At 70.6% G+C, this 26,662-nt stretch carries 28 protein-coding genes and 1 tRNA gene; 15 read left to right on the top strand and 14 right to left on the bottom strand.

Annotation, left to right across the window (positions count from 1 at the left end; translation table 11 throughout):
• Positions 1 to 4: 4 nt before the first annotated feature.
• Together glp and galU are read right to left on the bottom strand one after the other, a co-directional pair.
• Complete coding sequence (glp, locus tag ACIP98_RS03200) at positions 5 to 1,357, bottom strand: gephyrin-like molybdotransferase Glp (RefSeq protein WP_401973397.1); 1,353 nt, start codon at positions 1,355 to 1,357, stop codon at positions 5 to 7.
• A complete protein-coding gene (gene galU / locus ACIP98_RS03195) occupies positions 1,354 to 2,262 on the bottom strand; it encodes a UTP--glucose-1-phosphate uridylyltransferase GalU (protein ID WP_319661796.1) in 909 nt (302 codons plus the stop codon). Before galU ends, glp begins: the two co-directional genes overlap by 4 nt.
• Positions 2,263 to 2,343: 81 nt before the next feature.
• Here galU and ACIP98_RS03190 point away from each other — a divergent pair, with 81 nt between their 5' ends.
• Complete coding sequence (locus ACIP98_RS03190; RefSeq protein ID WP_401973395.1) at positions 2,344 to 2,952, top strand: 5-formyltetrahydrofolate cyclo-ligase; 609 nt, start codon at positions 2,344 to 2,346, stop codon at positions 2,950 to 2,952.
• 82 nt (positions 2,953 to 3,034) lie between these two features.
• Here ACIP98_RS03190 and ACIP98_RS03185 read toward each other — a convergent pair whose 3' ends face one another.
• The gene (locus tag ACIP98_RS03185; protein ID WP_401973394.1) at positions 3,035 to 5,845 is read right to left on the bottom strand and encodes a penicillin acylase family protein; all 2,811 of its coding nucleotides are present in this window, start codon (positions 5,843 to 5,845) and stop codon (positions 3,035 to 3,037) included.
• 210 nt (positions 5,846 to 6,055) lie between these two features.
• Here ACIP98_RS03185 and ACIP98_RS03180 point away from each other — a divergent pair, with 210 nt between their 5' ends.
• The 4 genes from ACIP98_RS03180 to ACIP98_RS03165 all read left to right on the top strand — a co-directional run bounded on the left by ACIP98_RS03180 (position 6,056) and on the right by ACIP98_RS03165 (position 10,664).
• Positions 6,056 to 7,555 (top strand): potassium/proton antiporter, encoded by a 1,500-nt coding sequence (locus ACIP98_RS03180; RefSeq protein WP_319661821.1) that lies wholly within the window; start codon positions 6,056 to 6,058, stop codon positions 7,553 to 7,555.
• Between the two features lie 291 nt (positions 7,556 to 7,846).
• Positions 7,847 to 9,091 carry an MFS transporter gene (locus ACIP98_RS03175; protein WP_401973453.1) on the top strand — a complete coding sequence of 415 codons (1,245 nt, stop codon included), beginning with the start codon at positions 7,847 to 7,849 and terminating at the stop codon, positions 9,089 to 9,091.
• A gap of 66 nt (positions 9,092 to 9,157) precedes the next feature.
• Positions 9,158 to 9,487, top strand: coding sequence for an FmdB family zinc ribbon protein (locus tag ACIP98_RS03170; protein ID WP_401973392.1), 330 nt, complete (start codon positions 9,158 to 9,160; stop codon positions 9,485 to 9,487).
• A gap of 166 nt (positions 9,488 to 9,653) precedes the next feature.
• Positions 9,654 to 10,664 carry a zinc-dependent alcohol dehydrogenase family protein gene (locus ACIP98_RS03165; protein ID WP_401973451.1) on the top strand — a complete coding sequence of 337 codons (1,011 nt, stop codon included), beginning with the start codon at positions 9,654 to 9,656 and terminating at the stop codon, positions 10,662 to 10,664.
• Positions 10,665 to 10,702: 38 nt separating this feature from the next.
• Here the strand turns inward: ACIP98_RS03165 and ACIP98_RS03160 are convergent, their stop codons facing one another.
• Complete coding sequence (locus ACIP98_RS03160; RefSeq protein WP_319661802.1) at positions 10,703 to 11,389, bottom strand: pyridoxamine 5'-phosphate oxidase family protein; 687 nt, start codon at positions 11,387 to 11,389, stop codon at positions 10,703 to 10,705.
• A 281-nt stretch (positions 11,390 to 11,670) separates the two neighbouring features.
• Between ACIP98_RS03160 and ACIP98_RS03155 the strand changes: the two genes are divergently transcribed.
• Complete coding sequence (locus tag ACIP98_RS03155) at positions 11,671 to 12,324, top strand: hypothetical protein (protein ID WP_401973390.1); 654 nt, start codon at positions 11,671 to 11,673, stop codon at positions 12,322 to 12,324.
• A 205-nt stretch (positions 12,325 to 12,529) separates the two neighbouring features.
• On the top strand, positions 12,530 to 13,012 hold the full coding sequence (gene mscL / locus ACIP98_RS03150) for a large conductance mechanosensitive channel protein MscL (protein WP_401973388.1): 483 nt from the start codon (positions 12,530 to 12,532) through the stop codon (positions 13,010 to 13,012).
• Positions 13,013 to 13,028: 16 nt separating this feature from the next.
• Here mscL and ACIP98_RS03145 read toward each other — a convergent pair whose 3' ends face one another.
• A complete protein-coding gene (locus ACIP98_RS03145) occupies positions 13,029 to 13,238 on the bottom strand; it encodes a hypothetical protein (protein WP_319663064.1) in 210 nt (69 codons plus the stop codon).
• A gap of 138 nt (positions 13,239 to 13,376) precedes the next feature.
• The gene (locus ACIP98_RS03140; RefSeq protein WP_319663063.1) at positions 13,377 to 14,366 is read right to left on the bottom strand and encodes a sigma-70 family RNA polymerase sigma factor; all 990 of its coding nucleotides are present in this window, start codon (positions 14,364 to 14,366) and stop codon (positions 13,377 to 13,379) included.
• A 187-nt stretch (positions 14,367 to 14,553) separates the two neighbouring features.
• On the opposite strand from ACIP98_RS03140, the gene ACIP98_RS03135 reads away from it, so the two are divergent.
• On the top strand, positions 14,554 to 15,123 hold the full coding sequence (locus ACIP98_RS03135) for a GNAT family N-acetyltransferase (RefSeq protein WP_401973386.1): 570 nt from the start codon (positions 14,554 to 14,556) through the stop codon (positions 15,121 to 15,123).
• A gap of 24 nt (positions 15,124 to 15,147) precedes the next feature.
• Here ACIP98_RS03135 and ACIP98_RS03130 read toward each other — a convergent pair whose 3' ends face one another.
• Positions 15,148 to 15,651 (bottom strand): MarR family winged helix-turn-helix transcriptional regulator, encoded by a 504-nt coding sequence (locus ACIP98_RS03130; protein WP_401973385.1) that lies wholly within the window; start codon positions 15,649 to 15,651, stop codon positions 15,148 to 15,150.
• Positions 15,652 to 15,747: 96 nt separating this feature from the next.
• On the opposite strand from ACIP98_RS03130, the gene ribA reads away from it, so the two are divergent.
• Together ribA and ACIP98_RS03120 are read left to right on the top strand one after the other, a co-directional pair.
• Positions 15,748 to 16,377 (top strand): GTP cyclohydrolase II, encoded by a 630-nt coding sequence (gene ribA, locus ACIP98_RS03125; RefSeq protein WP_319663058.1) that lies wholly within the window; start codon positions 15,748 to 15,750, stop codon positions 16,375 to 16,377.
• 16 nt (positions 16,378 to 16,393) lie between these two features.
• Positions 16,394 to 17,152, top strand: a complete 759-nt coding sequence (locus tag ACIP98_RS03120; protein WP_319663083.1) for a class III extradiol ring-cleavage dioxygenase — start codon at positions 16,394 to 16,396, stop codon at positions 17,150 to 17,152.
• A gap of 126 nt (positions 17,153 to 17,278) precedes the next feature.
• Here ACIP98_RS03120 and ACIP98_RS03115 read toward each other — a convergent pair whose 3' ends face one another.
• The 3 genes from ACIP98_RS03115 to ACIP98_RS03105 form a co-directional block, all read right to left on the bottom strand.
• A complete protein-coding gene (locus tag ACIP98_RS03115; protein WP_319663057.1) occupies positions 17,279 to 18,793 on the bottom strand; it encodes an MFS transporter in 1,515 nt (504 codons plus the stop codon).
• Positions 18,794 to 18,990: 197 nt separating this feature from the next.
• A complete protein-coding gene (locus ACIP98_RS03110; RefSeq protein ID WP_319663055.1) occupies positions 18,991 to 19,617 on the bottom strand; it encodes a TetR/AcrR family transcriptional regulator in 627 nt (208 codons plus the stop codon).
• Positions 19,618 to 19,878: 261 nt separating this feature from the next.
• On the bottom strand, positions 19,879 to 20,289 hold the full coding sequence (locus tag ACIP98_RS03105) for an organic hydroperoxide resistance protein (protein ID WP_319663054.1): 411 nt from the start codon (positions 20,287 to 20,289) through the stop codon (positions 19,879 to 19,881).
• A gap of 105 nt (positions 20,290 to 20,394) precedes the next feature.
• Here ACIP98_RS03105 and ACIP98_RS03100 point away from each other — a divergent pair, with 105 nt between their 5' ends.
• Positions 20,395 to 20,898, top strand: a complete 504-nt coding sequence (locus ACIP98_RS03100; protein WP_401973382.1) for a MarR family winged helix-turn-helix transcriptional regulator — start codon at positions 20,395 to 20,397, stop codon at positions 20,896 to 20,898.
• 193 nt (positions 20,899 to 21,091) lie between these two features.
• Positions 21,092 to 21,164: transfer RNA gene (locus ACIP98_RS03095), tRNA-Arg, on the top strand.
• A gap of 89 nt (positions 21,165 to 21,253) precedes the next feature.
• Here the strand turns inward: ACIP98_RS03095 and ACIP98_RS03090 are convergent.
• The 4 genes from ACIP98_RS03090 to ACIP98_RS03075 are packed head-to-tail and all read right to left on the bottom strand — an operon-like array spanning position 21,254 to position 24,241.
• Complete coding sequence (locus ACIP98_RS03090) at positions 21,254 to 22,378, bottom strand: tyrosine-type recombinase/integrase (RefSeq protein ID WP_401973380.1); 1,125 nt, start codon at positions 22,376 to 22,378, stop codon at positions 21,254 to 21,256.
• Positions 22,378 to 22,596, bottom strand: a complete 219-nt coding sequence (locus tag ACIP98_RS03085; RefSeq protein ID WP_401973379.1) for a helix-turn-helix domain-containing protein — start codon at positions 22,594 to 22,596, stop codon at positions 22,378 to 22,380. The genes ACIP98_RS03090 and ACIP98_RS03085 overlap by 1 nt, the downstream gene beginning before the upstream one ends.
• Positions 22,590 to 23,981 (bottom strand): replication initiator protein RepSA, encoded by a 1,392-nt coding sequence (repSA, locus tag ACIP98_RS03080; protein ID WP_401973377.1) that lies wholly within the window; start codon positions 23,979 to 23,981, stop codon positions 22,590 to 22,592. Before repSA ends, ACIP98_RS03085 begins: the two co-directional genes overlap by 7 nt.
• A 26-nt stretch (positions 23,982 to 24,007) precedes the next feature.
• Positions 24,008 to 24,241 carry a hypothetical protein gene (locus tag ACIP98_RS03075; protein ID WP_401973375.1) on the bottom strand — a complete coding sequence of 78 codons (234 nt, stop codon included), beginning with the start codon at positions 24,239 to 24,241 and terminating at the stop codon, positions 24,008 to 24,010.
• A gap of 313 nt (positions 24,242 to 24,554) precedes the next feature.
• Here ACIP98_RS03075 and ACIP98_RS03070 point away from each other — a divergent pair, with 313 nt between their 5' ends.
• From ACIP98_RS03070 to ACIP98_RS03060, 3 genes are all read left to right on the top strand, one after another.
• On the top strand, positions 24,555 to 25,322 hold the full coding sequence (locus tag ACIP98_RS03070) for a GntR family transcriptional regulator (protein WP_401973374.1): 768 nt from the start codon (positions 24,555 to 24,557) through the stop codon (positions 25,320 to 25,322).
• Between the two features lie 32 nt (positions 25,323 to 25,354).
• Entirely contained in the window at positions 25,355 to 25,600 is a 246-nt protein-coding gene (locus tag ACIP98_RS03065; RefSeq protein ID WP_401973372.1) for a DUF2283 domain-containing protein, read from the top strand.
• 511 nt (positions 25,601 to 26,111) lie between these two features.
• Positions 26,112 to 26,591 carry a GNAT family N-acetyltransferase gene (locus ACIP98_RS03060; RefSeq protein ID WP_401973370.1) on the top strand — a complete coding sequence of 160 codons (480 nt, stop codon included), beginning with the start codon at positions 26,112 to 26,114 and terminating at the stop codon, positions 26,589 to 26,591.
• Positions 26,592 to 26,662 lie beyond the last annotated feature (71 nt).

Genomic DNA, 26,662 nt, shown 5'->3' with positions numbered 1-26,662 from the left:
CCGCTCAGTCGAGCAGTACCACGTCGACCTCGGAGCCCGCGGCGATCTCCGTGACGTCCTCCGGGACCACGATCAGCGAGTTCGCGTGGGCGAGTGCCCCCACCAGGTGGGATCCCGCCCCTCCCACGGGGGTGACCGTGCCGGCGGTGGCCTCGTAGCGGCCGCGCAGGAACTGGCGCCTGCCCTTCGGCGAGGACGTCACGGCCGCCGGGCAGACCGCCCGCAGCGACGGCCGGTGGACCGGCTCGACGCCCATCAGCGTGCGGATGGCGGGGCGCACGAACAGCTCGAAGGAGACATACGCGCTGACCGGGTTGCCCGGCAGCGCGACCAGCGGGGTGCGCTCCGGCTCCACGGCCGCCTCCTCGTCCTCCCCGGAGGGCTCCGTCTCGGCGCGGGCGCCCGCGTCGACGAACCCGAATCCCTGCGGCTTGCCGGGCTGCATGGCCAGCGTGCGGAACTCGATCTCCTCGCCCAGCGCCTCCTTCACCACGTCGTACGCGCCGACGCTGACGCCGCCGCTGGTGACCACCAGGTCGGCGCGGATCAGCTGGTCCTCGACGGTGGCGCGGAAGGTCTCGGCGTCGTCGGCGACCGCCCCGACGCGGTACGCCTGGGCGCCGGCGTCCCGCGCGGCGGCGGTGAGCATGTAGCTGTTGGAGTCGTGGATACGGCCGGGGCCCAGCGCCTCGCCGGGCGGGACGAGTTCACTGCCGGTGGACACCACGACGACCCGCGGACGGGGGCGCACCCGCACCGCGGCACGGCCGACGGCGGCGAGCAGCGCGATCTGCGGCGGCCCCAGCACCGTGCCCGCGGCGAGGGCCAGTTCACCGGCGGCCACGTCGCTGCCGCGGGCGCGGACGTGCGCGCCGGCCTCGACCTGCCGGTAGACCCGGACCTCGCCCGAGGACGCCTCGGGCGTACGGCTCGCGGCGGACATGCCGGTGACCGGGCCCGCCTCGCCGCTGCCGCCGTCGGTCCACTCGACCGGGACGACGGCCTCGGCGCCGGGCGGCAGCGGGGCGCCGGTCATGATCCGAGCGGCCTCGCCCGGGCCGACGGTCGGCGGCTCGCCGCTGCCGGCCGCCACGTCACCGATGACCGTGAGCACGGCCGGGTGCTCGTCGTCCGCGCCCTGGGTGTCGGTGGTGCGGACCGCGTAGCCGTCCATCGAGCTGTTCTCGAAGGGCGGCAGCGACACCGGCACCATGACGTCCTCGACGAGCACGCACCCCTGGGCGTCGAGCAGTTGCAGCTCGATCGGCTCCAGGGGCCTCAGCTGCCGGAGGATGTTGTCGAGGTGTTCCGAGACGGACCAGACGCGATCGGCACCGGCGGCCGTGCTACTGCTCAAGCTTGCATCTCCTCGTTGACGTACGAACGCAGCCAGGTCCGGAAGTCCGGGCCCAGGTCATCACGTTCGCATGCCAGTCGGACAATGGCACGCAGATAGTCGGCGCGGTCTCCGGTGTCGTAGCGCCGGCCCTTGAAGATCACGCCGTGCACGGGGCCGTCCGGGCCGCCCTCCTGGGCCAGTTCGCGCAGGGCGTCGGTCAGCTGGATCTCGCCGCCGCGGCCGGGCTGCGTCTTGCCCAGCACACCGAAGATCGCCGGGTCCAGGACGTAGCGGCCGATGATGGCGTACGAGGAGGGCGCCTCGCCCTGTGCGGGCTTCTCGACGAGGTCGGTGATCCGGACCACGTCGTCGTCGTCGGTGGGGACGATCGCCGCGCTGCCGTAGAGGTGGATCTGGCCGGGATCGACCTCCATCAGCGCGACGACGCTGCCGCCGTGCCGCTCCTGGACGTCGATCATGGTGCTGAGCAGCGGGTCGCGGGGGTCGATCAGGTCGTCACCGAGCAGGACCGCGAAGGGCTGGTCGCCGACGTGCGGTTCGGCGCAGAGCACCGCGTGGCCGAGGCCCCGGGGGTTGCCCTGGCGGACGTAGTGCATGGTCGCCAGGTCGCTGGACTCCTGGACCTTGGCGAGCCGGGACTCGTCGCCCTTGCGGGTCAGGGCCTCTTCGAGCTCGTAGTTGCGGTCGAAGTGGTCCTCGAGCGGGCGCTTGTTGCGGCCGGTGATCATGAGGACATCGGAGAGGTTGGCCGCGACGGCCTCCTCGACCACGTACTGGATGGCGGGCTTGTCCACGACCGGAAGCATTTCCTTGGGTGTCGCCTTGGTGGCGGGGAGGAAACGGGTGCCGAGGCCGGCTGCGGGGATGACAGCCTTGCTGATCCGAGTACGCGCGTGAGTCATGGTCTGCACAATATCCGCTGCATATGAGGTGAAGATGAAGTTCCGGTTGCATGACGGGTATAGGCGGCGATTGTGGGCCAAATGAGTGGCAGTCACGGTAGCAAGGCCGAGTTGCGGAAAACCCTCCTGCGGATGAGGAGTGGGTTCACGGAAGGTTTCCGCGAGGAGGCGGAACGGGGAATCGCCCGGCACGCGCTGGAGTTGCCCGAGCTGTCCGGAGCGTCCAGGACCGTGGCGGCCTACGTCTCGATGGGCGCGGAACCGGGCACCCGTGCGCTGCTGGAGGCGCTGCGCGAGCGCGGCGCGCGGGTCCTGCTGCCCGTCCTGCTGCCCGACAACGATCTGGACTGGGGGGCCTACGAGGGCCCGGACGCGCTCGTGCGGACGTCGCACGGCCTGTACGAGCCCACCGGCCGCCGCCTCGGCCCGGATGCCGTCACGGGCGCCCACGCCGTGCTGCTGCCCGGTCTCGCCGCCGACGCGAACGGCCTGCGCCTAGGCCGCGGCGGCGGCAGTTACGACCGCGTGCTGACCCGGCTGGAGGCGGGCGGGGCGACGCCGGCCCTGGTGGTCCTGCTGTACGGGCACGAAGTGCTGGAGCACGTGCCCGCCGAGCCGCACGACCGGCCGGTGGACGCGGTGGTCACCCCGGACGGCGTGCGGCGCTTCGGGCGGCCGGGGAGCCGCTGAACGCGCGAGGGGGCGGGCCCGCGGGCCCGCCCCCTCGACGTACGTCCACTGCCCGCGTCCCCGGCGTGGTGGCGTCAGCGCTTTACGGCGTCAGCGCGAGCGTGTCGTCGGTGCTCGCGTCCACGGACTGCTTGGTGAACGCCCACGGCAGCAGCTCGCCCTTGGCCCACTTCGTCGTCTGGTCCGAGTAGTGCGCGCTGTAGGCGTGCCCGGAGGCGCCGGTGAGGTTGATCCACCGCGACTTGTCGAAGTCGTCCAGCGAGACCACCATCCGCATCGACGGCACCCAGACCACCTCGTAGCCGCCGGCCGCGTTCCAGCCGGTGGCGTCGACCGCCGCCTCGCCGCCGCCGAGGTTCCAGGGACCGCGGTTGAGCAGCCAGCGGACGACGGCAGGACCGCCGGTGCCCAGCGTCTGGTTGCGCAGCTCCAGCTGGTGCAGCCGGCCCCAGCTCCAGGTGTCGATGTTCTTGCCGAGCTTGGCGGTCAGCTCGTAGCGGGCGTCCTTCATCGCCTGGGCGAGCAGCTCGTCGCGGGTCGTGCGCGGCTTGCCGCTGTCCTTGTCGAAGAAGGCCGTGGGGGACGTGGTCCACCACGGGTTGTCCTCGTCCTTGATGATCGACCGCACGACCTCGAACCAGCGGTCGCCGCCGTCCGGCTGCGCCTGGTCGGCGTCGCGCTGGCCGCACTCGCGCACCAGCTTGGACTTGCCGCTGAGGTCGTCGACCGGACCGGACCGGTCGGTCGCCGGCACGGTCAGGCACTGCCCCTTCGGCCGCAGCTCCTTGGGCAGCTTGTTGCCGAAGGCGAGCTTGAGGGTGTTGCGCCAGACCGCGTTGAAGTAGGCCGCGGCCGCGGAGTCCGCGTCCTGGTTGTAGTCCCAGCTCTCCAGCAGCTTCTGCGCGTTGCGGACGTAGTCGTCCTTGTCGTTCTTGATGTCGATCTTCAGCAGGTACGGCACCAGCAGCTTGGCGATCTCGCTGCTGCTGTCGCTCTGCATCTTCTGCATGTCGTCCATCGAGACCAGCCCGCTGTCCTTGATCTTGGACGCGATCAGGTCGTTGATCCGCTGGCTCCGCGTGCCGTAGCCCCAGTCCTGGGTGAGCAGGTAGGGGTACTTGCGCTGGTCGACGACGGCCTGGTTGGCGGTGACGATGTAGCCGCGGGGCGGGTTGAACTCCCACGGCATGGCGTCGAACGGGATCGGCTTGCCCCACTGGTACTTCGGGTCCCAGCCGGGGGCCGGGTAGGTGCCGTCGTAGCCCGCGGCGCGGGTCGGGACCTGCCCGGGGGCCTGGTAGCCGATGTTGCCGTGGTCGCCCTTGCCGTCGGCGTAGATCAGGTTCTGCGAGGGGACGGCGAAGTCGCGGGCCGCGGCGCGGAACTCCTCCCAGCCGGTCGCCGTGTCCAGCTCGAACACCGCGTCCATCGTCTTGGACGGCTGCAGGGCGGTCCACTTCAGGGAGATCGCGTAGCCGTTGCCCCGGTCGGGCGCGGAGTTGTCCACCGGCGCCCTGTCGCCGACCTTGAGCAGCTCGGAGCTGCGGTCGGAGACCACCGGGCCGTTGTTGGTGCTGCGGACAGTGATCGTGCGGTCCGCTCCCCCGGCGACCTTGATCGTCTCCTGGCGGGTCTTGAGGGGCAGCTGCTTGCCGTCGTAGAAGTAGCTGTCGTCGCTCAGCTTCTCCAGGTACAGGTCGGTGACGTCGGCTCCCAGGTTGGTCATGCCCCAGGCGATCGACTGGTTGTGGCCGATGACCACGCCCGGCATTCCGGAGAAGGTGTAGCCGGCGACGTCGAAGGGGCAGGCCTTGGAGACCGCCGTGCAGTGCAGGCCCATCTGGTACCAGAGCGAGGGCATCTGGGGCGCCAGGTGCGGGTCGTTCGCGAGCAGCGGCTTGCCGGTGGTGGTGTGGCCGCCGGCGACGACCCATGAGTTGGAGCCGATGCCGTTGCCGTTGGGGCCGAGCAGCGCCGGGATCTGGTCGAGGGTGCCGGAGAGCGAGGCGAGCTGCGACTGCAGGTTGCCGGCGGCTTCGTCGACGGTCGAGCCGGTGTCGGTGCCGGTGCCGGTTCCCGTCGTGCCCGTGCCCGTGCCCGTGCCCGTCTCGGTGCCAGCGCCGGTGCCGGTGCCGGTGGCGGAATTGGGTGGTTCGTACGCACCCGTGACGGTATTGACCGTTCCGCTGTCCACGATCGTCCGGTGCCGCGCGTACGGATACGCCGGGTAGAGACTGGCGATCTGCTTCGCGTTCAACCGACTGGTCAGCAGCGCGCGGTCGATCTCGTCCTGCATGTTGCCGCGCAGGTCCCAGGCCATGGCCTTGAGCCAGGCGACCGAGTCGACCGGCGTCCACTTCTCCGGGGTGTAGTCGTTGGTCAGCGACAGGGCCGCGTACTCCACGGACAGGTCGGCGCCCTTGTGGCCCGCCAAGTAGGCGTTGACACCGTCCGAGTAGGCCTGCAGGTAGTCCTTGGTGGTCTGCGAGAGCTTGGTGTCGTACTCGGTCTGCGCGACCTCGCGCCAGCCCAGCGTGCGCAGGAAGGCGTCGGTCTCCACCTGGCCGCTGCCGAACATCTCCGAGAGGCGGCCTGCGGTGAGGTGCCGGCGCACGTCCATCTCGTAGAAACGGTCCTGGGCCTGGACGTACCCCTGGGCGCGGAAGAGGTCCTGCGGGGTGTCCGCGTAGATCTGCGGGATGCCGTTGCCGTCCCGCTTGACCTGGACCGGCCCGGACAGGCCCTTGAGCTGCAGGGTGCCGGCGGTCTGCGGGAGGGACGCGCGGACGGTCGCCACGCTCCAGTACGACCCGAAGGCGATGCCCGCCACCAGCAGGAGTACGACCCCGATCACGATCAGGCGCACGCGGCGGGACTTTGTCTTGGGGGGCATCGATGTCCTTCGAGGGCAGGGTGGACCGATTGCTAGGGGCCACCTTAGGCGTAGTGCCCAGCGGCCTCCCAAGCGGTGCCGGAAGCGAGGACGGAAGCTGTACGGAAGCGGTGCAGAAGCCGCTCCCGGACGGCCCGTGGAGATCGCAGCGACCTCAAGCACAGGTAAAATATTAGGCAAGGCAATGAACTGCAGTGAAAGGACGGGCTCCTGACTGTCGACCGCCTCAACGAGCTCCTGCTGGTGTGCGCCGCCGTGCTGCTCATCGCAGTGGTCGCGGTGCGCCTGTCGTCGCGCAGCGGACTGCCGACCCTGCTGATCTACCTGGGCATCGGCGTCGCCATCGGGCAGGACGGCCTCGGCGTCAAATTCGACAACGCCGAATTGACCCAAGTGCTGGGATATGCGGCACTTGTGGTGATTCTGGCCGAAGGTGGTCTGGGCACCAAGTGGCGCGAGATCAAACCGGCGGTTCCCGCCGCCACGGTGCTCGCGACCCTCGGGATCGCGGTCAGCGTCGGCGTCACCGCGGCGGGCGGCCACTACCTCGTCGGGCTCGACTGGCGGCAGTCGATCATCATCGGCGCCGTGGTGTCCTCCACCGACGCGGCGGCGGTCTTCTCCGTGCTGCGCCGGGTGCCGCTGCCCACGCGGCTGACCGGTGTCCTGGAGGCCGAGTCGGGCTTCAACGACGCTCCCGTGGTCATCCTGGTCGTCGCCTTCTCCGAGCACTGGCCGGTGCACAACTGGGGCGTCCTGCTGGGCGAGATCCTCCTGGAGCTGGCGATCGGCGCCGTCGTCGGCCTGGCGGTCGGCCTGCTCGGCGCGTACGCCCTGCGGCACGTGGCGCTGCCCGCCTCCGGCCTCTACCCGATCGCGGTGATGGCCATCGCCGTCCTCGCGTACGCGAGCGGGGCCATGGCGCACGGCTCCGGCTTCCTCGCCGTCTACGTCGCCTCCGTCGTACTCGGCAACGCCAAACTGCCGCACCGGCCCGCCACCCGCGGCTTCGCCGAGGGGCTCGCCTGGATCGCGCAGATCGGGCTGTTCGTCCTGCTGGGCCTGCTCGTGACCCCGCACGAACTGGGCGACGACATCGTGCCCGCGATCGTCGTCGGGCTCGTGCTGACGATGGTGGCGCGGCCGCTGTCGGTGACGGCGAGTCTGCTGCCCTTCCGAACGCCCTTCCGCGAACACGTGTTGCTCTCCTGGGCGGGACTGCGCGGCGCGGTACCCATCGTGCTGGCCACCATCCCGATGGTGGCCGAGGTCGAGCAGAGCGAGCGGATCTTCAACATCGTCTTCGTGCTGGTGATCGTCTACACCCTGGTGCAGGGGCCGACCCTGCCGTGGCTCGCCAAGATGCTGCGGATCGACGACCCGGGCGCCGCCGAGGACCTGGGCATCGAATCCGCCCCGCTGGAACGGCTGCGCGGCCACCTGCTGTCGATGCGCATCCCCGACCGGTCCCGTATGCACGGCGTGGAGGTCAACGAACTGCGGCTGCCGCCCGGGGCTGCGGTCACGCTGGTCGTCCGCGAGGGCAAGAGCTTCGTACCGCTGCCGACGACCGTGCTGCGGACCGGCGACGAACTCCTGGTCGTCGCGACCGACCCGGTGCGCGACAGGGCCGAGGCGCGGCTGCGCGCGGTCGGCCGGGGCGGCAAGCTGGCCGGATGGCTGGAATCAGGCCGCGAAACCAGCCGTTAACATGGCTGCACGACAGTCACCACCAACTCTGCCTGACGCAGAGCTGGCGCGACCGCCCGGCGGCCGGACACCCGGTATCTACCTCGGTCAAGCGCGAGAGGACAGCTCTCGGCGCACCGTACGCGACCAGGCGTCCAGGGTGCGCTACCAGGCGGCAGAAAGGCCCGGGCCGTGGCATCCACGGTCACTCGCTCCTCCCGTCGCTCGCCGCTGAGGCCCCACCGGGACCGGCGCGAACGGCGCGGCCTCCGGGACCGCGCGTCCGGCGCGGGGCGCCCCGGTTACGGACAGCTGCTGCGCACCCCCGGTGCGTGGACGTTCCTGCTGCCCGGGTTCACCGCCCGGCAGCCCTTCGCGATGCTGACGATCGGCATCGTGCTGCTGGTGCAGCACACCACCGGCTCCTACGGCACCGCGGGGGCGGTGTCCGCCGTCACCGGCGTCGCCATGGCGCTGTTCGCCCCGCAGAGCGGCAAGCTCGCCGACCGCTTCGGCCAGGGCGCGGTCCTCGTACCCGGTGTGATCGTGCACACGGCGGCCGTGACGCTGCTGGCGCTGCTCGCCCTCGCCCACGCCCCGCTGTGGGCGCTGCTGGCGATGGCGGTGCCGGCGGGCGCCTCCGTGCCGCAGATCGGGCCGATGGTGCGCGCCCGCTGGGCCGCCACCCTGCCGGAGAACTCCCCGCTGCTGCAGACCGCAGCGGCCTTCGAGTCGGTGACCGACGAGTTCACGTTCGTCATCGGGCCGGTGCTGGCCACAGCCCTGAGCACCGGCGTCCACCCGGCGGCCGGGCTGCTGGCCGAGGCCGCGCTGACGCTGGCCGGCGGTCTGATCTTCGCGGTGCAGCGGCGGACCGCTCCGGCGCCGGCCGCCCGCACCGCGGACGGCGCCCGTGAGCGGCAGCCCTCGGCGCTGACCGTGCCGGGCGTGCGGGTGCTCGCGGTCGCCTTCCTCGGCATCGGCGCCGTTTTCGGCGGCATGCAGGTCTCGATGACGGCCTTCACCGAGGAGATCGGGCGGCCGGGCATCAACGGCCTGCTGTACGGCACCTTCGCGGCGGGCAACATGCTGGCGGGCATCGTCTGCGGTGCGGTGGCCTGGAAGTCCGGGCCCCGGCGGCGGATGGTCGTCGGCTACACCGCGCTGACCGCGGCTACCTCGATGCTCTGGGCTGCGCACGCCGTTCCGCTGCTCGGCGGCCTCGGGCTGCTGGTGGGGCTGACCATCGCCCCGGCACTGATCACCGGCTACACGCTGGTGGAGTCGCTGGTGCCCGCGCAGGTCCGCACGGAGGCCTTCACCTGGCTGACGGGGGCGGTCGCGCTCGGGCAGGCGGCGGCAGCCACGGCCGCCGGCCGGCTCGCGGACGGCATCGGTGCGAGCGCCGGATTCACCGTGCCCCTGGCCGGTACCGCACTGGCGCTGATCACCTTGCTGGCACTGCGCGGCAGGCTCGCCCCGCGGTCCGCGGGACTGGTCGCGGCACGCGGCGACGGCAGTGGTATCGGTCACCGAGTGGCGGTCACGGTGGACTGACGCCGCGGAATGCTGCACTATTGACCGTCGTTAGCACTCACTGAACCAGAGTGCCAGGAGGAGCAAGTGCCGACCTACCAGTACCAGTGCACCGAGTGCGGCGAGGGCCTCGAGGCGGTGCAGAAGTTCAGCGACGACGCGCTCACCGAGTGCCCGGCGTGCCACGGCCGCCTGCGCAAGGTCTTCTCCGCGGTCGGCGTTGTCTTCAAGGGTTCCGGTTTCTACCGGACCGACAGCCGCGGCTCGTCGTCCAGCAGCGCCCCGGCGGCCAAGGCCGGCAGCGGGTCCGACGCGAAGTCGTCGGCGACGTCGTCGTCCTCGTCTTCTTCGGGCTCTTCGAGCTCCTCGGGCACCGGCGGCTCCTCGTCGAGCTCGGCAAGCACCTCCGCCGCCTGAGCGGAGTGCTCGCGCGGCCGCCTGAGCGGATCGCCCGAGCGGCGCCCCACTTTCGGGTGAAGGCCCCCGTCGACCACGACCGGGGGCCTTCGGCGTACCCCGCCGTCGTCCCCCGGGTCGTTTCGCCGTGCGTGGGGACGGCCCCGGGCCGCAGACTGGAGACATGCTGTGCGGTTGGGTCGTCGACCGGCCCGGTCCCATGCTCACGGAGCCGCTGGTGCGCGTCGGGCGGCCGAAACCGGTGCCGGGGCCGAGGGAGCTGCTGCTGCGCGTCGAGGCGTGCGGCGTCTGCCGGACCGACCTCCACCTGGCCGAGGGGGACCTTCCCCCGCACCGTCGGGAGACCGTGCCCGGGCACGAGGTCGTCGGGCGGGTCATCGCCACCGGTGAGTTCGCCGGCCGATTCACCGAGGGCGACCGGGTAGGCGTCGCCTGGCTGCGCGGCACGTGCGGGAACTGCGTCCACTGCCGGTCCGGCCGGGAGAACCTGTGCCCCGACTCCCTCTACACCGGCTGGGACGCCGACGGCGGCTTCGCGGACTTCACCACCGTCCCGGAGGACTACGCGTATGCGCTGCCCGAGGACGCCGGCGGCCGCGACGCCGTGCACCTGGCGCCCCTGCTGTGCGCCGGGATCATCGGCTACCGCGCGCTGCGCCGTAGCGATCTGCCGCCCGGAGGACGCCTGGGCATCTACGGCTTCGGGGCCTCGGCGCACATCGCCGCACAGGTCGCGCTGGCCGAGGGCGCGACCGTGCATGTGCTGACCCGGTCGGCGAAGGCGCGCGAGCTCGCGCTGGAGCTCGGTGCGGCCTCGGCGGCCGGTGCCGACGCCAGGCCCCCGGAACCACTGGACGCGGCGATCCTCTTCGCGCCCGTCGGCGATCTGGTGCCGGTGGCCCTGGAGGCCCTGGACCGCGGTGGCACGCTGGCCGTCGCCGGCATCCACCTCACCGACGTCCCCACGCTCAACTATCAGCGCCATCTGTTCCAGGAACGGAATCTGCGCAGTGTCACCTCCAACACCAGACAGGACGGACAGGAGTTCCTGGCGCTGGCAGCCAGGATCGGGATCCGGGTGACCGTCACCCCGTATCCGCTGGACCAGGCGGACCGGGCCCTGGGGGATCTGGCCGCCGACCGCGTCAACGGCGCCGCCGTGCTCGTACCGGACTGAGGCACGCGGGGCGCGGCACATGGCACATGGGGCGCGGCTCACTCGACGCGTATCAGGCATCCCGTGACGTTGGACGGGACGATGCGTATCCACAGGTCGTCGGTGCCGTCGGCCCACGGGTCGGGGTGGGCGCCCTCGGCCAGCGCACGCACCTCGTCGGAGTCGGTGACGTGCTCGACGATTCCGAGAAGCAGCACGCTCCAGCCGGCGCTGAGGCACGCGTCGAATCGATCGACCTCGAAGGCGACCTCGATGCCGTGCCCGGCGGCCGGCGGGGCCTTCGGCGCCGTGCGGTAGACGATGGTGCCGTCGACCACGGAGTAGATGACCGGCACCACGGCGGGGTGACCGGTGGCGGTGGTCAGCGCGATCCTGCCGACGTCCTGTCCGGCCAGCCGGTTCCAGCACTCACCGGCGTCGAGGTCGCACGGCACGGGCTGTCCGGTCGCCACCTCGTCCGGGCAGTTCTCGGTGTCGCCCCCGAGCAGCCGGCTGGCCGTGGTCCGCAACGCGCCCGCGAGGCGGAGCAGGGCATTGGTGCCGATGGTGTGATGGCACTGCTCCTCGATGTAGCGCACATAGCTGGGTGTCATCCCGGCCCGTGCGGCCACTTCCTCGCGGCTGAGGCCCAGTTGCTCCCGCCGCTGTGCGACGCGGCGGGCCACGTCGCCCGGGTGGGACCTGGCGTTTCCGGACAGGTCGTCGTGCAAGGTCTGCCTGGGCACGTCGACCACCTCCCGTTGTCGGGCTCAGGCGCTTCGCTTCACTGACCAGCACATCACCGCCGGGGCCGTGCCGCCAGGTCTGGGCCCTTTGTCCCCTCGACCGGGCGACGAAGTTTTCCACAACCCGCGAGTAATCCACAGGCCGGGAACGGCCGTCGGCGCGCTGGTGCATCGTGGTCCGTGCCGCCCCGGACCGCCGTCTGCGGCAGGGTCCGGCGGTGCCGACGAGTGCCGCGGGTGGTCCCGGTGACGGGTCTGACGATGTGGAGGGTGTGACGGATATGGAGAGTGTGACGGGCATGAACGGCATGAACTGCGTGGACAGTCTGGGCGGGGTGGACGGCCTGGGCGGGGTGGACGGCATGAACGGGGTGGACGGCATGAACGGTGTGACGACCGCGGCTGCGGGTGCGGGTGCGATCCGCCGGGCGGGCGCCGGGGCGCCGGCGCCGTGCCCGGTGCCGGACTTCGCACCGATCAGGGCGGGCGGCGGAGGCCACCGCCTGCGGCGGTTGCTGCGCCGCCGCCGACGGATGGCCGCGGCGGGTCTGGCCATGGCGGCCGCGGCGGTCGCGGCCGCCGCACCCCGGGAGGCCCCCCGACCCGCGTGGTCCGGCCGGGCGGGGCCGGTGCCGGCGGCGGTCGCCGCGGCGCGCGACACGGTGCGCGCGCCGGTGCGGATCGCGGACGCCCAGGCGGTGCGGCTCGTGCGCCCCGGCGACCGGGTGGACGTGATGGCCGCGGCGCGGATCGTCACGCGGGCCGCGCCCGTGGTCGCCGTGCCGCGCGAGTCCGACGGGTTCTCCGCCGGCCTCGGCGCCGACAGCGTGGGCGGCGGGAGCGGGGCGCTGATCGTGCTGTCGGTTCCCCGTGCGACGGCCGCAGCGCTCTCCGGCGCCGCGGCGCAGACCCCGCTGTCGCTCGCGCTGCGGTGATCGCGGACCGGGGTGTCCAGGTGCGGAGGGGGCGGGTCGGGGCGAGTCGGACAGAGCTGTGTCGCACGGCCTCCGAGCCCGTACCCTCAGATGCCGAACCGCTCACGGACCCCCGGGTTCCGCCGTCCGTCCCGTGGTGGGGCCCACTGCTTCGTCAGGGTTCCGTAGGCCGAACATGCACGGTCGTTCGAAAGGAAATCGTCCCTTGAAGGGCTTCAAAGCCTTCCTTCTGCGTGGCAATGTCGTCGAGCTCGCTGTCGCCGTCGTCGTCGGCGCGGCGTTCAGCAAGATCGTCGATGCATTCGTGAAGGGCCTCATCAACCCGGTGATCGGTGCCATCGGCACCAAGAACCTCGACGGCTACATCGTCTGCATCGAGAAGCCCTGCGTCGCCTCCGGTGGCGAGCTCACGAAGGGCGTGGGCCTGCTGTGGGGCTCCGTGGCCGGTGCCGCGCTGACCTTCCTCATCACGGCCGCGGTCGTGTACTTCCTGCTGATCCTCCCGATGAACAAGCTCAACGAGCGGCGCAAGGCCGGCAAGGGCGAAGAGGCCGCGGCCGGCCCGACCGAGCTGGAGCTGCTCACCGAGATCCGCGACCTGCTCGCGCGTCAGCAGGGCAACGGCGGCGGCGGTCACACCGTCCCGGCGCCCTACGACCACGGCGGCGGGAACCGGACGTACCGGTAGCCACGGCGCGTCCGTCTCAGATGTGGTGCGGGGGCTTCTCGTCGAGGAAGCGCGCGAGATCTCCCGCACCGCCCTGCCCCTGGCGGTCGCCCCAGCCCGCGTCGGTGTCGTCGCTCGACTGCCGGTCCAGCGGGTCGTCGAAGACCAGCGCCGTCGCGGGGTCGCGCGGTTCACGCGGGCGGCCGGGGGCGGGCTGCGAGGCGGGGCGAGGGTCGGGACTGCTCATGGGTCCAGGGTACGGGCCCGCCCCGACCGGCCGGCCGGCCCGGGACAGGGGTCGGGCCCCGGTGCAGGGGGGTGGCACCGGAGCCCGAGTCTTGGGTGGGGGGTTGTTGCGGGCGCCGCGGTGGGCGCCCGCAGGTGGTCAGGCCGCCTCGATGGACAGCCCCGTCTGGCGCGCCATGCGCTTCAGGTCGGCCAGGGCGTGCTTCTCGATCTGCCGGATCCGCTCCCGGGTCAGGCCGTGCTGCTTGCCGACCTCGGTCAGCGTGCGCTCACGGCCGTCCACGATCCCGTAGCGCGCCCGGATGATGGACGCGGTCCGGTCGTCGAGCCGGTCGATCAGGTCCTCCAGTTCCTCACGCCGCAGCATGACGAGCACGGAGTCCTCCGGCGAGGCGGCCGAGGTGTCCTCGACAAGATCGCCGAACTGGGTCTCGCCCTCGTCGTCCACCGACATGTTCAGGCTCACGGGATCGCGCGCCCAGTCCAGCACGTCGGCGATGCGCTCCGGCGTGGAGTCGAGTTCGGCGGCGATCTCCGCGGGCTCCGGATCACGTCCGTGCTCACGGTTGAACTCGCGCTGCACCCGGCGCACACGTCCCAGCTCCTCCACCAGGTGGACGGGAAGCCGGATCGTGCGCGACTGGTCCGCGATGGACCGGGTGATGGCCTGACGGATCCACCATGTCGCGTACGTGGAGAACTTGAAGCCCTTGGCGTAGTCGAACTTCTCGACGGCGCGGACCAGGCCCGCGTTGCCCTCCTGGATCAGGTCGAGCAGCGGCAGGCCGCTGCGCGGGTAACGTCGCGCCACGGCGACGACAAGACGCAGGTTGGAACGGATGAAGACGTCCTTGGCCCGCGCACCTGCGGCGGCTATCGCCTCCAGTTCCTCGCGGTCGGCGCCGCCTCCCGAACCCAGCTCCTCACCCGCGAGGAGCTGCTCGGCGTAGACGCCGGCCTCGATCGCCCTGGAAAGCTCGACTTCCTGCGCGGCGTCGAGCAACGGCGTGCGCGCGATCTCGTCGAGGTACATGCCGACGAGGTCGCGGTCGGCCATCTCGCCGTGGCCGTGCGCGCGAGCGCTGCTCTTCCCGCCGGTGGTGCTGCGGGCGACGGCACGGGTTGCCATGCGTGCTCCCTTGCGAAGGTTCGGTCGGGTGTCGGTCGAATGAGCTGCCCCTCAGCAGCTTCGCGACTACCTCTCGGCTGCCCACTCGAAAAGGGATAACGACTGGAATCCGGACACAATTCCCATGCGCACCCCCATTTTTTACGATCTTGCAGTACCCTGTCCGGCCACAGCGAGAGGTGGATCATTGCCGAAGTACCCGGAAGTGCAGGTCAGACCGGGTCGGGAGGAGGACCTGCCGGCCCTCACCGAGCTCTACAACCACTACGTCCGCGCGACGCCCGTCACCTTCGACCTGGAACCGCTTTCCCTGGAACAGCGCCGTCCATGGCTGCTCTCCCACCCGGAAGACGGACCGCACCGCCTTTTGGTTGCCCTCGAATCCCCAGAAACCCTCGGATCGGCGGAAACTCCGGACACGGCTGCCCCGGCCGGCCGCCTCCTCGGCTATGCGACGAGCAGCCCGTTCCGCCCGAAGGCGGCCTACGCGACCTCGGTGGAGACCTCCGTGTACTGCGCGCCCGGCGCGGCCGGCCGGGGCGTCGGCACCCTGCTCTACACCGCGCTCTTCCACGCCCTGCGGAACGAGGACGTGCATCGCGCCTACGCCGGCATCGCGCAGCCCAACGAGGCGTCGGCGAGGCTGCACGCCCGCTTCGGTTTCCGCCCGGTGGGCGTGTTCCGCGAGGTCGGCAGGAAGTTCGGCCGCTACTGGGACGTCGCCTGGTACGAGAAGGAGCTCACCTCCGGCGTTTGACCCCTTGAATCGGGCCGGCGCCTGTCAGCGCAGCCACGGCAGGTCGGCCGACGCCCCCTTCTCCGGCTGCAGCCCCTCGGCGATGGTCCGGCAGATGTCGCCCAGTTGCCGTATCTGTTCCGGCGAGAGACGGTCGAAGATCGCCCCGCGCACCGCCTCGACGTGCCCCGGCGCAGCGGCGGCGAGCGCCTCGAAGCCCTCGTCGGTCAGGACGGCGAGCTGGCCGCGCCGGTCGGACGGGCAGCTCTCACGGCGCACCCAGCCGTTCTCCTCCAGCCGCGCGATGGCGTGCGAGAGCCGGCTGCGCGTGATCTTCGAGCGCTCGGCGAGTTCCGTCATCCGCATACGGCGCTCGGGCGTCTCCGAGAGCCACACCAGCAGCGAGTAGTAGGCGTGCGGCATGTTCGCATCCCGCTGGAGCTGCCGGTCCAGGGCGTCGGAGACCAGTTGGGTCGATGCCATGTAGGCGCGCCAGGCGCGCTGCTCCTCGTCGCTCAGCCAGCGGGGTTGAGGGCTGCTCGTCGTCATGGGCCCATGGTACGAAGTTATCTTGAAACCTCAAGCAATCGGGGGTAGCGTCCTGGGTGCTCGCTTGAAAGTTCAAGGAATCGGGCAAGGAGGGCCATGACGACCGCACCCGCACTCCCCCAGGCAGCCGTCCGTACGCGCGTGCGCGTCCCGCTGCGCTTCTCCGACGGCTGGACGACCGACGCCGACGTCCTCACCTTCACCGGCCTCGCCGACGGCAAAGAGCACATCGCGCTCGGCCTCGGCGCGCACGACGGGACGCCGGTACCGCTCGTCCGCCCGCACTCGGAGTGCCTGACCGGAGACGTGCTCGGCTCCCAGCGCTGCGACTGCGGGCCCCAGCTGCGGGAGGCGGTCGAGCGCGTCGCCGCCGAGGGCGGCTATCTGCTCTACCTGCGCCAGGAGGGCCGCGGTATCGGCCTGTACGCCAAGCTGGACGCCTACGCCCTCCAGGACCGGGGCCTGGACACCTACGCCGCCAACCGCGCGCTCGGCCGGGCCGACGACGAGCGGGACTACACCGCCGCCGCCCAGATGCTCGGCGCGCTCGGCGTGGACACGATCCGCCTGCTGAGCAACAACCCGGACAAGGCAGGGCAGTTGTCCGCCCTCGGTATCACGATCGCCGAACGCGTGCCGACCGGAGTGCACCTCTCGCAGGCCAATGTCCGCTACCTGCGCGCGAAGGCCGAGCACACCCATCACACCCTCGACCTCCCGGCCTGAGGAGGCCCCCATGCGCATGCCCGCCCTGTACCTGTCGCACGGCGCCCCGCCGCTCGCCGACGACCCCGTCTGGCCCGGTGAACTGGCCGCCTGGTCCGCCGGGTTGCCCCGCCCCACGGCGATCCTGATGGTCTCCGCGCACTGGGAGGAGGCCCCTCTCGCGCTCGGCGCGACCACCACCGTCCCGCTGGTGTACGACTTCTGGGGCTTCCCGCGGCACTACTACGAGGTCCGGTACACCGCCCCCGGCGCGCCCGCGCTGGCCGACTCGGTGCGGGGACTGCTGCGCGGTCCGGGCGTCCCGGTGCAGGACATCCCGGACCGGGGCCTGGACCACGGGGCCTACGTCCCGCTCGTGGAGATGTTCCCGGACGCGGACATCCCGGTACTGCAGGTCTCGATGCCCACGCTCGACCCGCAGAAGCTGATGGACATCGGACGGAAGCTGGCCCCGCTGCGCGACGAGGGCGTGCTGATCGTGGGCAGCGGCTTCTTCACCCACAACCTGGCGGCGTTGCGGCACGCCGGAGGCGTCCCCGGCTGGTCCACCGAGTTCGACGACTGGGGCCGGCGCGCGCTGGACGCCCAGGACGTCGACGCGCTGCTGGACTTCTCGCACACGTCCCCCGCGGGGGCACTCGCCCATCCGCGCACCGAGCACTTCGCCCCGCTCTTCGTCGCCATGGGCGCGGCCGAGGGCGATCTCGGCACGCAGCGCAGCGTCATCGACGGCTTCTGGATGGGTCTGGCCAAGCGATCCGTGCAGTTCGGCTGATCCCTCCCGGTTCCCCCGGTTCCCCCGGCTCACCCGGCGGGAGCCGCAAGGAACCAGGGAAGGCCGAAGGGCCCCGCTTCCCAGGGGAAGCGGGGCCCTTCGAACGTCGCGCCGGGGCGTCCCGGGTCAGTGGGCGACCACGGGGACGACGAGGTCCTCGGCGTTGCCCTCCGCGCCGTCCTCGGACGACGCGGCCACCACACTGCCGCCGTGCCCGGCGGTGATGAAGGTGAAGGCGATGATCGCCGACAGCGCCAGGATGCCGGCCGCCCACCAGATGGCGGTCGAGTAGCCGTGCACCGCGGCCGCGTTGATGAAGCCCTGCTTGCCCAGCGTGCGGGCGTCGGCGGCGTGGCCGGCGATCCACGTGGTGGTGGCGCTGGCCGCGATGGTGTTGAGCATCGCGGTACCGATGGCGCCGCCGACCTGCTGCGAGGTGTTGACCATGGCGGACGCGACACCCGCGTCACGCGGCTGCACACCGTGCGTGGCCAGGCTCATGGCCGGCATGAACGCCGTACCCATACCGAGGCCGAGCAGGATCTCCGCCGGCAGGATCAGGCCCGCGTAGGAGCTGCCGACCTCGAGCTGGGTCAGGATCAGCATGCCCAGAGCCGCCAGCACGAAGCCCGGGGTCATCAGCAGCCGAGGCCGGACGCGGTTCATCAGACGCGCGCCGATCTGGGTCGAACCGGTGATCATGCCCGCGATCATCGGGAGGAAGGCGAAGCCGGTCTTCAGGGCCGAGAAGCCCTGCACGACCTGGAGGTAGTATCCGAGGAAGAGGAAGAGGCCGAACATGGCGATGATGGCCAGGCCGAGCGAGAGGTACACACCGCCGCGGTTGCGGTCGGTCACCACGCGCAGCGGCAGCAGCGGGGCCTTCACACGGGACTCGACGACCAGGAACGACGCCAGCAGCACGGCCGCGACCACGAACAGGCCGATGGTCTTGCCCGCACCCCAACCGTCGGACTCGGCGACGGTGAAGCCGTAGACCAGCGAGACCAGACCGGTGGTGGCGAGCAGCGCACCGGGGATGTCGAGGCTGCTGTTGTTGCGGCTGCCGGCGGGCTCGCGGATGACCCGGAGCGCACCGAAGACGGCGACGGCGGCGAAGGGGATGTTGACAAAGAACGTCCAGCGCCAGTTCAGGTACTCGGTCAGCGCACCGCCGAGGATCAGGCCGACAGCGCCGCCACCACCGGCGATGGCGCCGAAGATGCCGAACGCCTTGGCGCGCTCCTTGGGCTCGGTGAACATCACCGCGAGCAGCGACAGCGCGGCGGGCGCGAGCAGCGCGCCGAAAGCACCCTGCAGCGCGCGGGCACCGAAGAGCACCGCCTCGTTGGCCGCGGCGCCACCGATCGCCGAGGCGGCCGCGAAGCCGATGAGACCGGTGATGAAGGTCCGGCGGCGGCCCCACATGTCGGCGATGCGCCCGCCGAAGAGCAGGAGCCCGCCGAAGACCAGCGCGTAGGCGGTGATGACCCACTGCTTGTTGGCGTCGGAGATGCCCAGATCGGCCTGGGCGGTGGGAAGCGCGATGTTCACGATGGTGCCGTCGAGGACGACCATCAGCTGGGCTATCGCGATGAAGGCCAGCGCCTTCCAGCGCTGGGCGTGGGCCGTTTCTGACATGGATGAACTCACTAACGGTGGGAAGAGGCGAGCACGACGGTGAACTCTGCGGACCGCATGGTCGCCGCGCACCGATGCGGGCGGGCGCGACTCATGGAGCCAGAGAAGACGAAGGCGACTTACAGTACGTAACGGATGAATGGTCGGCTAGTGAATTACCGGTCGGCCGGCCACGGCGCGCGGCCGCCGGCGGAGGCTCAGTCCCGCCCCCGGAGGTCTTCGAGCGTCACGGAGGACCCGGGCAGCGGCGAACGTGCGGGGGCCTCCAGACCATCGACGAACAACTGCAGGTGCCGGTGGATGAAACGGCTCATGTCGCAGTGCGATCCCGGCAGGGGCCGGGTGAGCTGGCTGATCGCCACCATCAGATCGCCGACGTCGATGTCGTCGCGGAGCCGTCCGGACCGACGGGCGGCGTCCATCAGGCGCGCGACGGCGCCCTGCAGCCGGACGCGGCCCTCCTCCAGGCGCGGTTCGCCCTGGCCGAACCGCGCGACGAGCATGGGACACAGCGCCCCCACCCGCTCGTCGGCGGCCTCGTGCACAAAGGCGCGCAGTGCGTCGAAGGGGTCCGGTTCCTCGATGAGCAGCCGCTCGGCGCGGTCCGTGATCCGGGTCATCACCGAGAGCGCCACCTGGATTGCGAGCTCCTGGCGGTCGGCGAAGTGCCGGTAGACCGTCGCGTTGCCGACGCCCGCGCGGCGGGCGACCTCGTCGAGGGGTGCGTCGGCGCCGTACTCCAGGAGGACCTCGCGGGCCGCGGCCATGATGCGCTCACGATTGCGGGTCGCGTCTGCGCGCTGTTTCACGGCGATCTGGGCCATGACGGGTCCCCCTCTCCCACGGTGCCGGGTGTACTGCCTGACGGTTGTCCGTTGCCGCGCATCCGGGGAAGCTGTCCCCGCTTGCGCGAACACAAGGGTAAACGGGGAGGCTGTCCCCGGATATTTCGGCCCCCGTTGTGACCTGACTCACATTCAGCGGCGAACGGGAAGGACCCCGGTCGCACCGTGGCGACCGGGGTCCTTCCGCGAGGCCCGGGGGTCCTTCCGGACCCTTGGGCGCTCGACTGCTCGACTGCTCGACTACTCGACGACGAGCTCGACGGGGATGTTGCCGCGGGTCGCCTTGGAGTACGGGCAGACCGCGTGGGCCTGCTCCAGCAGCTTGTGACCGGTCTCGTTCTCCAGCTCCGCCGGCAGCTCGGCGCGGAGCACCACGGCCAGGCCGAAGCTCGTGTCGTCCTTGCCGATCGAGACCTCGGCGGTCACCGAGATGTCCTTGGTGTCGACCTTGGCCTGCCGGCCGACCAGGGCCAGCGCGCTGGCGAAACAGGCCGCGTAGCCGGCGGCGAAGAGCTGCTCGGGGTTGGTGCCCTGACCGTTGCCGCCCATCGCCGGGGGCATGGCCAGCGCGAGGTCGAGCTGGCCGTCGGAGCTCACGGCCCGCCCGTCACGTCCATTGGCGGTGGCGACAGCGGTGTACAGCGCGTCCATGGGAATCCGTCCTCTTTCGATCGCGTACGAACTCGTTGCGACAAGTAGAGCACACAACTCAGTTGCGCACAACTAAAACGGGAGCAGTCGAGATACCCTGGTCCCATGACCGCCCCTGTCTCTGCCCCCGCCTCCGGATCCACGCGGGCCGGCGACGACTACCTGCGCCTGGAGCAGCAGATCTGCTTCTCGCTGCAGGCCGCGTCCCGTGCCTTCGGCGGTGTCTACCGGGTCGTCCTCAAGGACCTCGGCCTCACCTACCCCCAGTACCTGGCCATGCTCGTGCTGTGGGAGCACGGCCCCCTGCCGGTGAAGAAGATCGGCGAGCACCTGCGGCTCGACTCCGGCACGCTCTCCCCGCTGCTGAAGCGCCTCGACACGGCCGGTCTCGTACGCCGCGAACGCTCCGCCGACGACGAGCGCTCGGTCACCGTCCACCTCACCGAGGACGGCACCGCTCTGCGCGAGCGCGCGCTCCAGGTACCGCTGCGTATATCCGCCGCCACCGGCCTGGGCCTCGACGACATCAACGACCTGCGGACCCGCCTCGACCGACTGACCTCGGCACTCGACGCGGCCGACCTGTCCGAGGGGCCCGACACCGACTGACCGGCGCCGGGAGGCTCGGTGATCCACACCGACGCCGCCCTGCGCCCGGCGTCCCCACCACGGGCGCCCGCATCACCGTTCGCCGCAGCCCGAGTGCACGTCCGCACCGCCTCGCCCCCGATCCGCTACCCTGTCCTGGGCTGCCCTCCGGGGCGGCAGCGCCCTGCCGGGACCCTGTCCCACGCCGGGCGTGGCCTCAGTAGCTCAGGGGATAGAGCACCGCTCTCCTAAAGCGGGTGTCGCAGGTTCGAATCCTGCCTGGGGCACGTAGTGAAGGGCCAGTTCAGGGGCTTGATCCCCGAAACTGGCCCTTTCTCGTGGTCACGGCCGTGCCATTTCCGTGCCACAACGCCCACTACGAGTCTGTGTCGCCCCGCGCCTTACGGATCATCGAGCCGAGCCGATCGGCAATCTCGCGATCACGGCCGTTGACCATGTGCTGATAGATCAGCGCCGCACGCGGAGTGCTGTGGCCCATCCTGGTCATCAGCTCCCGCAGGCTCGCACCGGAGGCAGCGAGGGTGTTCCCCGTGTGCCGGAGATCGTGGAAGTGCACGTCTGCCGTGATACCCGCCTTGGTCCGCGCGCGGATCCAGTCGTCCCGGAAGTTGCTCCGCCGCAGCTGCCCGCCCTGGGGGCCGAGAAAGACGTGACCGTCACGGCCAGGCCCGGCATAGGTGTCGAGGTGGCGCTCAACATCCGGCAGGAGTTCGCTCGGGAAAGCCACCGGCCGGATACCGGCGTCGGACTTCGGCGCCTTGTCGAAGAGGGCTCCGGTCTGCATCTCTGCCTGCGAGCGCCTGACCATGAGCACGGCGTTGGCCGTGTCCACGTCCCGCCGGCGGAGCGACGCCAGCTCCCCGAAGCGCAGCCCGGTGAAGGCCGCCAGGAGAACCAGCAGTCGGTAGCGCGGGCCCATCGCCTCCGCAACGGCGTACACCTCCGTCACGGTGAGGACCGGCCGCTCCGGCACGTCGTACCGGTCAGCGCCCTTGACCCGGCACGGGTTGCGCCGGATCAGTTCGTCGTCCACAGCCGTGTTCAGGATCGCCCTCAAGACCTGGTAGGCCTTGACCACGGTCGGCTCACCGGTGCGTGTCAGGCACGCCGTTCGCCAGGCCCGCACCTGAGCTGTCGTGATCGAGGCCAACGACCGGTCACCGAAGGTGGGGAGCAGGTGCAGCCGGACCACCGATTCGTGGCGCTCGCGCGTACGGGCAGCCATCTTCCGGTCGTTCAGCCACGCGACGGCGTAGTCACCGAAACTGAGCTTGCCCGCATCCGGATCGGACCACTGGCCGCGGGTGATGTCCGCCTCGATGTGGGTCAGCGCGACTTCCGCGTCCGTCTTGGTCGCGTACGTCTCCTCTGCGCTGCGAAGCTGCGCCGTTTCCGGGTCGCGGTATCGCACCTGCCACCGACCCGACTTGAGCTGCCGTACAGAGCCGAAGCGGCGACGCCTTCCCTGAGTGTTCGGCATCAGGCAACCCTCCTCAGACCAGCCGCACGAACCGTCATGGGCCGGATCGTGTGCTGAGCAATGAACGCGGAGACGGCGCTCTCGGGGATGCGGACGTGGCGCCCGACCTTGACGAAGGTGATCCGGCGTTCCTCGATCAGACGGCGGGGGAAGCGCACGGTGGTCCCCAGCAGTTCCGCGACTTCCTGCACGGTCAGGAGTCGATCCACGCTCACCACTCCCCCGCGTCGTCGTCGGGCAGGTCGGCGAGGGCTTCGCGGGCGGTGTCGCGGTTGGCGCGGATGTCGCGGGCGATGGTGGCGGCGAGCCAGGACTCCCCCGGCGTGTGGCCGTGTCCGGCGTAGGTCCAGTGGGCGAGCACGAGCGTGGAGCCCTCCAAGGTGTCGTCGGGGTCGGGAAGCCCGCGTTGCTGGCGTTCCTGGCGGGCGCGGTAGTCGGCGCGGACCTGGCGCAGCGCGCCCAGGGTGGTGGAGTAGCGGCGGGACTTGGTGGAGAAGTGGCCGCGGAAGCCGAGCATGTGGGCCCAGGCGCGGAGCTTGCGGTCGGGGTAGTGGGGGTCGAGGTCGAAGCAGGCTTCGATCAGGCGGCGGGTGTGGGCGGGGAGGTCGAACAGGTCGAGGGCTTCGCGGTTGCCGACCCGGCGGTCGACGGTGCCGGTGGTCTCGGCGGCTTTGGTGGCGTACTTGGCCACGTAGGCGGCGACGGCCTGTTCGGTCAGCTCCTGGCCGTCATCGATGCCGATGGGGCGGACATCGACTTGCTGGCCCCAGCGCAGCTCCCGCGCCAGGTGGGTGCCGGCGGCCGGGATCGGAACCGAGACCCGGGCCGCAGCGGCATGGATGGCGGCATCCAGCAGCGCCACGCTCGCCCACGACGGCGGAACATCCTCCGGACCACCGGGGCCGTCGAGACGGACGATCGCATGGAAGTGCACGGCGCCGCGCTTTTGGTACTCGGCGACCTTCCCGAACGAGACCCGGCACAGCTCTCGCATGGCCGACTGCGAGAGTCCGGCGCGGGCGGCGATCTCCCGCCGCAGGTAGATCGTGAAGCGCCGCCACAGGTCGCCCGCGTGGTTGTTCCACAGCACCGCGCCCGCGTAGTCGTACCGCTCGGGATCGAGTGGCGTGCCGATCTCGGGGTCGTGTTCGCTGTGGGCGGTGCCGCAGCGGCAGCGGCCGGTGTCGGGGCGGTTGTGGACCGGCCCGAACGACGGCGCGGTCAGCGTGGCGAACACCTTCGGATGCGTGCGGACCGCCACCGGCACGTCCTTGCGCTCATCCCCGCTCAGGCCCGCGCGGATCAGGTGGAAGGTGTCCCCGGCGTAGGTCCAGGCGCACGACGGGCAGCGCGAGGCCCGGCGGTTGCCGCACGCCACCCGTAACCGGCCACCCGGCTCCCCCTCGGTCGAGTACGAGTAGAGAACCTGCCCGGACTTGGCGTCCCGGGTGACGGTGAGCCCTTGCAGGTGGATCGGGTCGGCACAGCCACCGGTGCGCTGTACCTGTTCGCGCCACCGCTCGAAGCCGGGGTCGTTGGCGAGCCGTAGCGCGTCGGCCAGGGTGTGGGGGTCGGTGCCGCAGGCGGCCGCAGCATCAGCCACAGCCGCCGGGGCAACAGGCGTCAAAGTCACGCGACCACCGCCACCGGGGCCGTGGCCCACTCGGTGCCGGGTCGCACACCGGCCGTGTCACCGATGCCAGCCTCGACCAGACGGCCGCCCTCGCACATGTGGCACCAGATCTGGAACCCGGTCGAGTCGTAACCCGTGCCCTCGCACTCCGGGCAGTCCATCCAGGACCGAGCCTCGAAGTACGCGGCACACGCGGCGACGTCCCGGCACCGGCGGTCGCCACAGACCACGCAGGAACGAGACGAACGGACCGTCACCACCGGAGCCGGGCGAGAAGTTAACGCGGCAACCTCCGCACGGGCAGGCATCACAGGCATGATGGAACTTCCCTTCGGGGAACCAGGGGCGCGGTGACTAGCTGCCAGGCGGGCACCGCGCCTTCTCATTGACCGATCGGCGATCACTCACAGGAGCGGATCGCCAACTAGAAGAAAGGTTATAACGAGTAGAACGACTCGACAAGGGTTGGATGGCACCCATCTTTCAGTCATCAGGAGACGCATGGTCTACTTGTCTTATCGAGTAGACGGAGAGACCAGCACGATGGCCACATTCCAGGGACGACCGGCGTACTTGCAGATCGCCGACGACATCCGGCAGCAGATCACGGACGACACCCTGCGCGCCGGGGACAAGCTGCCGTCCGAGTCCGAGCTGATGACCGACTACGGCGTATCGCGCATCGTGATCCGCAACGCGGTGGAAGTCCTGCAGAACGAAGGCTTGGTCATCAAGCAGCAGGGCCGGGGGACGTTCGTCCGCGAGCAACGCCCCATGCGCCGGCGGGTCCTTGGCGACCTCTACGGCAAGAGGCCGACCAACTCACCCATGAAGCGCGCCACCGAAGCCGAGGGCCGCCGTTCCGAATGGGAGTACCAGAGCCGCCGCACCACAGCGACCAAGGCGATCGCCGAACGTCTCGGGATCGAACCGGGTGCCCCGGTGACACGGACCAACTATCGATTCTTCGCTGACGATGAGCCCATCATGCTGTCCACCTCATACGAAGCACTCGCCATCACCGAGGGGACACCGGTCGAGCAGCCAGAAGGCGGTGCGATCACCGGAGTGGTTCCACGCATGGACGCGATCGGCCTGCACATCAGCCACGTGACCGAGGACGTGCACGCACGAGCACCGCGCCCTTACGAGAGCGAAGCCCTCCAGATCGCCCCCGGCGTACCCGTCATGGCAATCACCAGGACCTACTTCGCCGGAGAACGCCCAGTCGAAACCGCCGACATCATCGTCGCAGCCGATCGCTACACCCTGACCTACAACGTACCGGTGCCACCAGCCGACGAGGCCTGACCATGTCAGCTTCAGTTGCCTAGAGTGCCCCCATGGCAGACGTCAGAGTCACCTACGACCGGCAGGCGAACGCAGCGTACGTGTACTTCACTGATCCACAAGCGCCCGTGAAAGTAGCGCGCTGCTACCCCTGCGATCCTGCCGCGGTGGACGGAATGATCAACCTCGACTTCGACGAGCAAGGACGCCTCGTTGGTATCGAGGTGTTGGCCGCCAGCTCGAAGCTGCCCAAGCGTTTGCTCGATGCCGCAGAACGACTGGACAAAGAGCAGCCCTGAACCCCGATTGAGACCGGCTGCTTCGACGCATGCCCACGGGCGACAGGACACACGGCCCCCTGACCAGGCCTGTTACGGATTTCTCTACCTCATCAAGACACCCGGCGTCGCTCGCGCTCCGCCGGGCGCGCGGCCCGCGTCCGGCCGCGCCCACGCTCCTGCCTCCGTCCCGCTCGGCGCGCCGTCCGCCGCCGCGCGCCCACCAGGTAGGCCCGCGGGCATGAGGTGAGAACCGCGGTGGCTGGGGGCGGCCGGCTACGCGGCTTTACGCACCTCTCCGGACCGGGACCCGACGTCGAGCAAGACCAGGGGGCCGATCGGGCTTATTGCGGGCAGGCAGGAGCCAGCCCGATCCGCGGCCAGCGTAAGGCCCCCTGATCATGCTCGACCCCAGACCGGACAGGACACCGCCCAAAGCCGCTCCACCGGCCTCGTGGGTGGCTGTCTCTCCGGCAGTTGAGTGCTCAAAAAACAGGTGCCCGCGACCGTGACTTGTTGGCATGATCCACCGGTGGACTCTGCCGCCTTCCAGATCTTTCCTGTCCCAGCCTCCGCCGAGCTTGCAGGCATAACCTCCCGGTTGCTCAATCAGCTTCCTGCATGGTTCGGGATCCCGGAGGCCAACGCCGAGTATGTGGAGTCGGCCACGCACCTTCCTGGCCTAGTCGCCCAGGCAGGCACCGAGTGCGTAGGGGTCTTGCTTCACCGCAGACATTTCAACGAGTCGGCCGAGATCCACCTGATGGCTGTTGCGCCGGCATGGCATCGGCAAGGCGTGGGCAAGGCACTGGTTGACGTTCTCGTTACTGACCTCAGGAAGGACGACTGCCAGGTGCTCCAGGTCAAGACCCTCGGAGTGTCGCATCCGGACGCCGGATACGTCCGGACGAGAGCGTTCTATAGGTCCCTTGGCTTCCTCCCGTTGGAGGAGACTAACGATCTATGGCCTGGAACCCCTTGTCTGATCATGGCGAAGTGGGTCTCGGCTTGATGCGGACGGTGAGAGGCTGGGCCGCCTCTGGGCGAACCTCGTGGCCACCACCCGGTGGCGGCGTGCCCGTT

Source organism: Streptomyces sp. NPDC088354, from assembly GCF_044753585.1.
In the GTDB taxonomy this organism is placed as follows: domain Bacteria; phylum Actinomycetota; class Actinomycetes; order Streptomycetales; family Streptomycetaceae; genus Actinacidiphila.
The sequence above is the reverse complement of the archived record's forward strand: the minus strand, read 5'-3'. Positions and strand labels throughout refer to the sequence as shown.